An 8,357-nucleotide genomic window follows, 5' to 3' on the forward strand; every position below is an offset into this window, starting at 1 on the left:
CTGGTCATGCCCCACGCAAACTGCCCGAACTACGGCCCCATCGCCCAAAAAATCATGGCCGGCCTGAAACACCAGCCCCGCCGCGTCATCCCCCTGAACGACAACCAGGCGCTGGTGGTGCGGGGCGGCAGCATGGATATCCTGTAACAATGTCCATGATCCAGGTGACACGCCGCATCGCCATCCACGAAGATGAGCTGGAGGAAACCTTCATCACAGCCTCAGGCCCCGGTGGCCAGAACGTCAACAAGGTGGCCACAGCCGTCCAGCTGCGCTTTGACGTGGCCCGTTCTCCCTCCCTGCCGGACGATGTGCGCCAGCGTCTGACAGCCCTGGCCGGAAACCAGCTGACGAAAGACGGTGTGTTGGTCATCCTGGCCCGTCAGTATCGCAGCCAGGTCCAGAACCGGGAGGACGCCCGCGCCCGTCTTGTGGACATGATCAGGCAGGCCGCCGTGCCCCCTGTCCGCCGCCGCGCCACGCGCCCTACCCGGGCCAGCAAACAGCGCCGGCGGGAAGCCAAAAGCGCCCGCGCCGCCGTCAAGCGCACCCGCGGCCGGTTTTCGGGGGAGTAAGCCCCTTTACCCCCTCTCCCTGCGGGAGAGGGCCGGGGTGAGGGTTCCCTTCGCACAAAAAAGAAACTAGAGTCCGCCCATGTTTGGTATTTTCGGAAAAAAAGCGGCGCCAGCCCAGGAAACTGCTCCTGAACAAAAACAGGATCAGCCAGAATCATGGCTGTCCCGCCTGCGGCAGGGGCTGGGGCGCTCATCCTCCCGTATGACGGAAGGCATCGCCGGCATTTTCACAAAGCGGCGGCTGGACGACCAGGTCCTGCAGGATCTGGAGGACCTGCTGGTCATGGCCGATCTGGGACCCGCTACAGCCGCCGGCCTGGTGGAAGACCTGCGCCGGGAGCGTTTCGGGAAAGATATCGCACCAGAAGAAGTCAGGGCTTTTCTGGCTGAAAGAATTGCCGCCATCCTGGCCTCTGTGGCCCGGCCCCTGAAGCCCGATCCCGCCCATAAACCCCATGTGATCCTGGTGGTGGGCGTCAACGGCGCGGGCAAGACCACCACCATCGGCAAGCTGGCGGCCCAGTACAGGACGCAGGGGAAAAAGGTCATGATTGCTGCCGGGGACACCTTCCGCGCTGCCGCCGTGGACCAGCTGAAAGTCTGGGGCCAGCGGGCCGGTGTACCTGTCATTGCAAAGGAAACCGGCGCCGATGCGACGGGACTGGCTTTCGAGGCGCTGGAGCAGGCCCGGAAGGAGCAGGCCGATATCCTGCTGGTGGACACCGCCGGCCGCCTGCAGAACCGGGCGGGCCTGATGGCCGAATTGCAGAAGGTTGTGCGGGTACTGCAGAAACAGGATCCGCAGGCCCCCCACTCCACGGTGCTGGTGCTGGATGCCACCACGGGCCAGAACGCCCTGTCACAGGTGAAAGTATTCCGCGAGATGGTGGCCGTCAACGGCCTGGTCCTGACAAAACTGGACGGATCGGCCCGGGGTGGTATTGTGGTCGCCATCGCCCGGGAGCATAACCTGCCTGTTCATGCCGTGGGCGTGGGCGAAGGCATTGATGACCTTCATCCCTTTGACCCGCAGGATTTTGCCCGCCTGCTGGTGGGCCTGTAACAAGGGTTCAGACTCAATCATTCTTCCCATCCTGCGCGTAGCGGCGCGCCTTGCCCGGCCAGGAAAAGACCGCCGCCTGTGGCAGTCCCCACAGGCAAGGGCTTTGACGCAGACGGAAAGACGTGTCGCCGCGCCCGAAGGGTTGCACGGAAAGAGGGCATCTGCTGTGTCATCAGGCTCGCCGGAAGGATCCACTTCCGGCTGCGCCTGCTTCCTTGCATTTACCGCTTTTCCGTGGCAACAGGATGGGGAGAATGATTGAGGCTGAACCTTGGGAGCAAAACCATGGCTCTGCGTGAGCGCCTGAACGAAGCCCTGAAAGACAGCATGCTGAAAAAGGACATGCGGGCTGTCTCCACCATCCGCATGGCACTGGCTGCCGTCAAGGACGCGGACATCGCGAACCGGACCAGCGAAAGCAGGGAAGGCATCAACGATGCCGGCGTTATGGGCGTCCTGCAGGGCATGATCAAGAAACGCCGGGACTCCATCGCCCTGTATGAACAGGGCGGGCGCAAGGATCTGGCAGAGCAGGAAGCCGGCGAGATTGCCGTCCTGGAAAAATTCCTGCCACAACAGATGGACCAGGAAGGCATGAAAAAGGCTATCCAGGCGCTGATTGCCGAAACCGGCACCTCCGGAATCAAGGATATGGGCCGCGTGATGGCCGAGCTGAAAACCCGCCATGCCGGCCAGATGGACTTCGGCCAGGCCAGCGGAATGGTCAAAACCCTGCTGTCCGGCCAGGGCTGAAGGACATAGCCGATTTCATGACTTGATCCGGAAACGCAGGTATGCTGCTCTGACAGCCGGATCTTCCACCTGCAGGAGGCAATATCATGAAAAAAGACATTCTTCTTCTGGCACTGGCACTGGTTCTGGTTCCCTCGCTGGCCACAGCCCAGGGAAAAAAACCCTCCCGGGCAGAAACCCTCCGGCAGCTGGAGGAAAAGGAACAGGTGAAAACCATCTTCCTGAACCAGTTTGGCGGCCTGGGATTTTCGGGAATTACCTTTTTCGAGAAACAGGGCGACCGCTATCGCGCCGTTATCACAACGCCCATGCGCAATACCGCCATGGTCGAGATTGATCCCCTGACCGGCAACATCCTGACCATGGGGCCGGTGACAGGCCAGACAGCCAGGTCTTCTTCCGGGCTGGCCAACAGCGGCCCGGCCGGTGAGGCCGCCGCCGCGGGCGAATCCCCCTGGCCCCGGGTCCAGTGGCAGAATGAATACGCCGTGACGCCGCAGCCCGTGCCGCAACAGCCTGTCACCCGCGTCATGACCCAGCCCTGGGGCCAGACATCGGGCTGGGACGGGGGAACCGGCTGCACGGCTGGCTGGAGAGATCTGAACAACAGGATCAATGGCCTCGACCAGGGCCGCAGGCTGGAGGCCCGCCAGCAGATGCTGCGGGTCTGGGACCTGAACGCCTCGGGCCAGACACCGGAATGCATCGCCGCGCGCCAGAGCCTGGACAGCCTGGTTCGCTGATCCGTTCACAGCTTCCGGAGGGCGCCTGATGGCCTCCTCCGGAAAAAGCCCGTTGACCCGTAGGCCCAACGGCTATAAGAAGCTGTTTCGAAAGCTGCCTTCCCGCAGTATGACCTCGTAGCTCAGCCGGTAGAGCATCTGACTTTTAATCAGAGGGTCTCGGGTTCAAATCCCGACGAGGTCACCATTTTCCTGCTTTCATTTCAAACTTTAGCGTTCTGGCCGGCTTCGTCCCGGCCCAGGAACTGCTGCACCACCAGCGGAAGGTGCTTTTCCAGCCACCGGGCCATTTCCTCTTCTTCCTTCAGGATCTCGCCGCAGATGCGGGCAATTTCCTCCTCACCGGCCTTCTGGGCCGCGGCGATAAGAACCTTGTAGTTCCCGATCTCATAATGTTCGAACACATATCCGGCCACGCTGCCCTTGACGATTTCGTCGGACACAAAAAGGCCGCTCATGGCCTGGGCGAATCCCACCATCTTTCCCATGGTGGTCTTGAAGACCGAGGTATCCTCACCCAGGCGCTTCAGGCACTGCTCCAGCCTTTCCGCCTGGTTTTTTGTTTCCTGGACATGGCGGGATATCCGTTCCTTCAGCTCGGGATAGTTTTTGATGCGGTCCGCCTGCCTTTCCATCATCTCGATGGCCTGATGCTCCATGGCATAGGCGTCACGCAGCCAGTGGACAAGGTTTTGACGTGCAGTGGTCATAGGTTCCTCCCCGTTGTTCAGGGAGTTAACGGGTCAGCCAGGGCCCTGTTCCCCGCCCTATCCTTCTGCTCATGCGGGTTGCGATATGTACGTCCCCCCTCACCTTTCCCGCAGGCTTTCTCCGGTGTGTTTCTGCAAGGGGCTCAAAAGATAGCTGATGATGCGGCGCTGTCCGGTTCTGATTTCGGCGGACAGGGTCATGCCGGGGGTCAGGTGGACCGTGCGGCCATCCACGTCCAGCGTGGTTTTGTCCAGGCGGATCCGGGCGGCATAGACAGCTCCTGCGGGCGAGGTCTGTTCCGAAGGTTTTTCGGGCGGCGCGTTCGTACCGGTCACGCGCGGCGGGGTGACGGCATCACGGCTCACATCCAGAATTTTCCCCTCGATAAAGCCATAGCGGGTATAGGGAAACGTCTCCAGCTTCACCACCACGTCCTGGCCCGCCTCCACAAAGCCAATGTCCCGGTTTTCCACCCACGCCCGGACCTCCAGCGCGTCTTCCTGCGGCACGATCACCAGCAGTTCCTGCGCTTCCTGCACCATGCCGCCCACCGTGTGCACGGCCATCTGCTGCACCGTACCGGAGACCGGCGCCGTCAGCGTGCGGCGGCCCAGGCGCTCCCTGGCCTTGATCAGCTCCTGCTCCGCCGCGCTGTTTTTCTGTTCGGCCTGCGCCAGATCCGCCGTGGTGCGCGAGCGGAAATCGGCCTCCTGCTGGACGATATTTTCCTGCAGGGAGTCGTATTTCGCGGCCAGTTCCGCCAGGCGGCTGTCCGTCATGCGGCGGTCGTACTCCGCCGTGTTCAGGATCTGCCGCTGCTCCACAGCCGCCAGTTTCGATACCGATCCCTTGACGGCCAGCGCCTCGTGGGCCTCCGTCTTCTGGCGGATCAGGGGCAGGTTCAGGTCCAGCTTTTCCGCCTCGGTCTGCAGGGTTTTCTGTTCGGCCTCCAGCTGGGCGCGGGTGGCCTCCAGCCCCGCCAGCCGGGCGTTCTGCTCGCTGGCCAGGCTCTGCAGCAGGGCCCTTTGCCGCTCTGCAATGTCCGCGGGAATGCCGGGCGGGAGGTCCATCGCCGCACCGGACAGCAGGGCCCGGAGCCGGGCAATGTCGGCCACGGCTTCCACCCGTTCGCGCTCCAGCCGGTCCACGTCGGCCCGGGCGTCTGCAGCCTCCAGCGAAACCAGCGTGTCGCCCGCGCTGACGTGCTGTCCGTCTTTCACATGAATATCTTTGATTTTCGACAGTTCCGGCGCCTGGATGACTTTCACGCGACCCGTGGGGACAAGCTGCCCCTGCGCCACCGCCACCACATCCACGTGGCCGAAAATGGCCCACAGGATTGCTGTCAGGACCAGACCGCACAGGCTGAGGGCCGTCACGCGGGCCACAGGCGAGGGCGGCGTTTCGGTGACTTCCAGCACCGCGGGCAGAAAAGCCTGCTCGTCGGTTTTCGGGGTGATTTCAAGGCGGGAGAGCATCACGCCACCGCGCCGATCTGGTGGCGGTGGAGGGCGGCATAGCGCCCGCCTTTCCCCAGAAGCTGGTCGTGCGTTCCATCCTCAACAATACGGCCTTGCTCAACCGTGATGATGCGGTGACAACTGCGCACGGCCGCCAGCCGGTGCGCAATGATGATCACCGTGCGGCCCTGGCAGATGGCGCGCATATTGGCCTGGATGGCATGCTCGCTTTCCAGGTCCAGGGCGCTGGTGGCTTCGTCAAAAATCAGGATGCGCGGATTTGTGACCAGGGCCCGGGCGATGGCGATGCGCTGTCGCTGGCCGCCGGAAAGGGACGCGCCGCGCTCTCCGATCAGGGTGTTGTACCCCTCCGGCAGGGCGCAAATGAACTCGTGCGCCCCGGCCAGTTTTGCGGCCTGGATCACACGCTCCAGCGGAAGGCCAGGGTCGGCCAGCGCGATGTTCTCCTGCACCGTGCGGTGGAACAGCATGTTCTCCTGCAGCACCACGCCCACCTGGCGGCGCAGCTGCGCCGGGTCGATCAGCGCCAGATCCACGCCGTCCACCATGACCCGGCCGGCCTCGGGAATGTACAGCCGCTGGATCAGTTTGGTGAGAGTGCTCTTGCCCGACCCCGAGGGGCCTACGATCCCCAGGCTCTGCCCCGCGGGGATGTCCAGGCTGATATCCTGAAGCGTCGGCCCGCCGTCGGGGCGATAGCGGAACGTGACGTGGTCCAGCCGGATGTGGCCTTTGATGTGGGAGAGAACGCTCTGCCCCGAACCCGCAGCAGGCTCGGCGGGCGTATTGAGAATATCGCCCAGACGATCCACCGCCATGCGCGCCTGGCAGAAATCCTGCCACAGCTGGGCCAGGCGCAGCACCGGCCCGGTGACGCGGCCGGACAGCATGTTGAACGCAACCAGCCCGCCCACAGTCAGCCCGCCGTCCATGACCAGCCGGGCCCCCACGTACAACGTCGCTGCCATGGCCAGTTTCGAGATCAGCTGGCACAGCTGCCCCGCGATATTCGACAGCTGGGAGGCGCGGAAACCGGCGCACACATAAGCGGCCAGCTGCTCCTCCCACCGACGCTGAACCTGCGGCTCGCACGCCAGGGATTTCAGGGTCTCGATACCGGTGACGCTTTCCACCAGGAAGGACTGGTTCTCGGCCCCACGCGCGAATTTTTCCTCTACCCGCCGCTGGAGCATGGGCGTAATCGCCACCGACAAGCCGACAAACAGCGGCACCGTGGCCAGGGTAATGGCGGTCAGGGCGAGGCTGTAACTGGCCATCACGCCCAGGAACACAAACACGAACGCCAGATCGATGGTGAGGGTGAGGGCCGAGCCGGTCAGGAACTGGCGGATGGTTTCCAGCTCACGCACCCGCGCCACGCTGTCCCCCACGCGGCGGCTGGAGAAATACGCCTGCGGCAGGCGCAGCAGGTGGGAAAACAGCCGTGCGCCCAGGATCACATCGATGCGGCTGGTGGTGTGGGAAAAGGTATAGGTGCGCAGGGCGGTGAGCAGCACCTCGAACACCGACACGGTGACCAGAGCAATCATCAGGACATCCAGTGTGGTCATGCCGCGGTGGGCCAGCACCTTGTCGACGATGACCTGGAAGAACAGCGGACTGATGAGCGCGAGAATTTGCAGGACGAAAGAGACGGTGAGAACTTCCGCAAACAGGCGTTTGTGTCTGACGATCTCCGGCCAGAACCAGGACAGGTCAAAGCGCCGCGCCGCGTCCAGCAGGCTGGCCCGTTTGGCGATGAGAATAACCTCGCCGGTCCAGTACTCTTTGAATGCGTCCAGTTCTGTAACGGTGGGTTGTTTTGCGCCGGCTTCCTGGAAAAGAACCTTGCCCTCTTTCACGGCCATCAGGACGATCCAGGAACCATCCCGGCGAAGGGTCAGCGCCGGACAGGGCGTTTTTTCCAGCCGCCCCACAGAGGACTGGATGGCCCTGGCTTTCAGCTGGAGTTTCTGGCGTGCCGCCCTGACCAGATCGAGGCTGGTAAATACTCCTGTTGAGCCACGGGCATGGACGAGGTTTTCCGGATCAACAGAAATACCATGGAACCGCGCGATCAGGCTCAGCCCCCACACGCCGGTGTCAAAGGGCGGTTGAGGCGAAGAAGAAACGTCAGGCATACTTTCCCACCCTACGCCGCCTGCCTCATCCAGGGTGCTGCGAGAGCAGGGGCGGAGTGTTCCTCCATGGCAGCGGAAAGGCTGACCGGGCCCATGGGAGTGGGAGCGAAGGCTGCGGCGGCCTGGATGATCTGGCCTATCTGGTGATCCAGCTGCTGGTCGTGGAAGCCTGCCGCGGTGTTCGCAGCGGGCGGGACTGGTACAGTGGTGCCGTTCCACAGCTGGATGTTTTCGATGGTCCAGGGGTTGCCGGTGTCCGGGTTGTACTGGTTGCGGATGAGGATCTGGTCTGCTGTGCCGTTGCGGGAGACCAGCAGGTCGTTGCCCTGTGCGGTCAGGCTGATCTGGCTGGCTGATGTGACGCCGTCCCACAGGCGCAGGGTATCAGTGCCGCCGGTGTCCTCGACGGTGTCCTGGCCGCTGCCGGCGATGTACAGATCGTCACCCAGAGCGCCTTTCAGGGTATCGTTGCCTGCGCCGCCCAGAAGCGTGTCATTGCCCGTATTGCCGATGAGAGTGTCGTTGCCGTCGCCGCCGAAGAGGGTGCTGTCCAGTGTGCCCGAGACCAGCGTGTCGTCCCCGGCCTCGCCGTTCATGAACCAGCTGCCCTGCATGTGGTCGTTACCGTCGCCGCCGAACATGATCTCGGGGCCGGACATGTGATCGTTGCCGCCGTGGCCGTACATCATGCCGCCATCCACCATGCCGAGCATGGTATCGGCGCTGTCGCTGCCCTGCCAGGTGAAGGCGCTGTAGAGGGTGATCAGCTCATCGTCGAGCTGGAGGAACTCGACAGCCCGGGTGCTGGCCCAGTCGTCGAGAACGAACGAGGCCGAGCCGTCCCTGTAGCCGACGACCAGATCGCCGGTGTCGTTGAGGTACATGGAGAT

Annotated in this window: 8 protein-coding genes and 1 tRNA gene; 5 read left to right on the plus strand and 4 right to left on the minus strand. The window is 63.2% G+C overall.

Annotated features, from left to right (window positions below; genetic code table 11):
- The first annotated feature begins 155 nt into the window (after positions 1-155).
- The 5 genes from arfB (at position 156) to M3O22_06150 (ending at position 3,321) form a co-directional block, all read left to right on the plus strand.
- Positions 156-575: an aminoacyl-tRNA hydrolase gene (arfB, locus tag M3O22_06130; GenBank protein ID MDP9196323.1), complete on the plus strand. Its 420-nt coding sequence runs from the start codon at positions 156-158 to the stop codon at positions 573-575.
- Between the two features lie 79 nt (positions 576-654).
- The gene (gene ftsY, locus M3O22_06135) at positions 655-1,638 is read left to right on the plus strand and encodes a signal recognition particle-docking protein FtsY (protein ID MDP9196324.1); all 984 of its coding nucleotides are present in this window, start codon (positions 655-657) and stop codon (positions 1,636-1,638) included.
- 285 nt (positions 1,639-1,923) lie between these two features.
- Entirely contained in the window at positions 1,924-2,391 is a 468-nt protein-coding gene (locus tag M3O22_06140; GenBank protein ID MDP9196325.1) for a GatB/YqeY domain-containing protein, read from the plus strand.
- Positions 2,392-2,477: 86 nt separating this feature from the next.
- Positions 2,478-3,134 (plus strand): hypothetical protein, encoded by a 657-nt coding sequence (locus M3O22_06145; protein ID MDP9196326.1) that lies wholly within the window; start codon positions 2,478-2,480, stop codon positions 3,132-3,134.
- A 111-nt stretch (positions 3,135-3,245) separates the two neighbouring features.
- Positions 3,246-3,321: transfer RNA gene (locus M3O22_06150), tRNA-Lys, on the plus strand.
- Between the two features lie 16 nt (positions 3,322-3,337).
- Here the strand turns inward: M3O22_06150 and M3O22_06155 are convergent.
- From M3O22_06155 to M3O22_06170, 4 genes are all read right to left on the minus strand, one after another.
- A complete protein-coding gene (locus M3O22_06155; GenBank protein ID MDP9196327.1) occupies positions 3,338-3,844 on the minus strand; it encodes a ferritin-like domain-containing protein in 507 nt (168 codons plus the stop codon).
- Between the two features lie 99 nt (positions 3,845-3,943).
- A complete protein-coding gene (locus M3O22_06160) occupies positions 3,944-5,323 on the minus strand; it encodes an HlyD family type I secretion periplasmic adaptor subunit (GenBank protein MDP9196328.1) in 1,380 nt (459 codons plus the stop codon).
- Positions 5,323-7,467 (minus strand): type I secretion system permease/ATPase, encoded by a 2,145-nt coding sequence (locus M3O22_06165; protein ID MDP9196329.1) that lies wholly within the window; start codon positions 7,465-7,467, stop codon positions 5,323-5,325. Before M3O22_06165 ends, M3O22_06160 begins: the two co-directional genes overlap by 1 nt.
- An 11-nt stretch (positions 7,468-7,478) precedes the next feature.
- Positions 7,479-8,357: hypothetical protein (locus M3O22_06170; protein MDP9196330.1), on the minus strand; the 879-nt coding region annotated here is incomplete at its 5' end.

The organism is Pseudomonadota bacterium (assembly GCA_030775045.1).
Taxonomy (GTDB): Bacteria; Pseudomonadota; Alphaproteobacteria; order JALYJY01; family JALYJY01; genus JALYJY01.

Bases quoted from the DNA above. Each gene is read 5' to 3' on its own strand.
- ftsY (MDP9196324.1), top strand. From the start codon at position 655: ATGTTTGGTATTTTCGGAAAAAAAGCGGCGCCAGCCCAGGAAACTGCT.
- M3O22_06160 (MDP9196328.1), bottom strand. From the start codon at position 5,323: ATGCTCTCCCGCCTTGAAATCACCCCGAAAACCGACGAGCAGGCTTTT.
- M3O22_06140 (MDP9196325.1), top strand. From the start codon at position 1,924: ATGGCTCTGCGTGAGCGCCTGAACGAAGCCCTGAAAGACAGCATGCTG.
- M3O22_06155 (MDP9196327.1), bottom strand. From the start codon at position 3,844: ATGACCACTGCACGTCAAAACCTTGTCCACTGGCTGCGTGACGCCTAT.
- M3O22_06165 (MDP9196329.1), bottom strand. From the start codon at position 7,467: ATGCCTGACGTTTCTTCTTCGCCTCAACCGCCCTTTGACACCGGCGTG.
- arfB (MDP9196323.1), top strand. From the start codon at position 156: ATGATCCAGGTGACACGCCGCATCGCCATCCACGAAGATGAGCTGGAG.
- M3O22_06145 (MDP9196326.1), top strand. From the start codon at position 2,478: ATGAAAAAAGACATTCTTCTTCTGGCACTGGCACTGGTTCTGGTTCCC.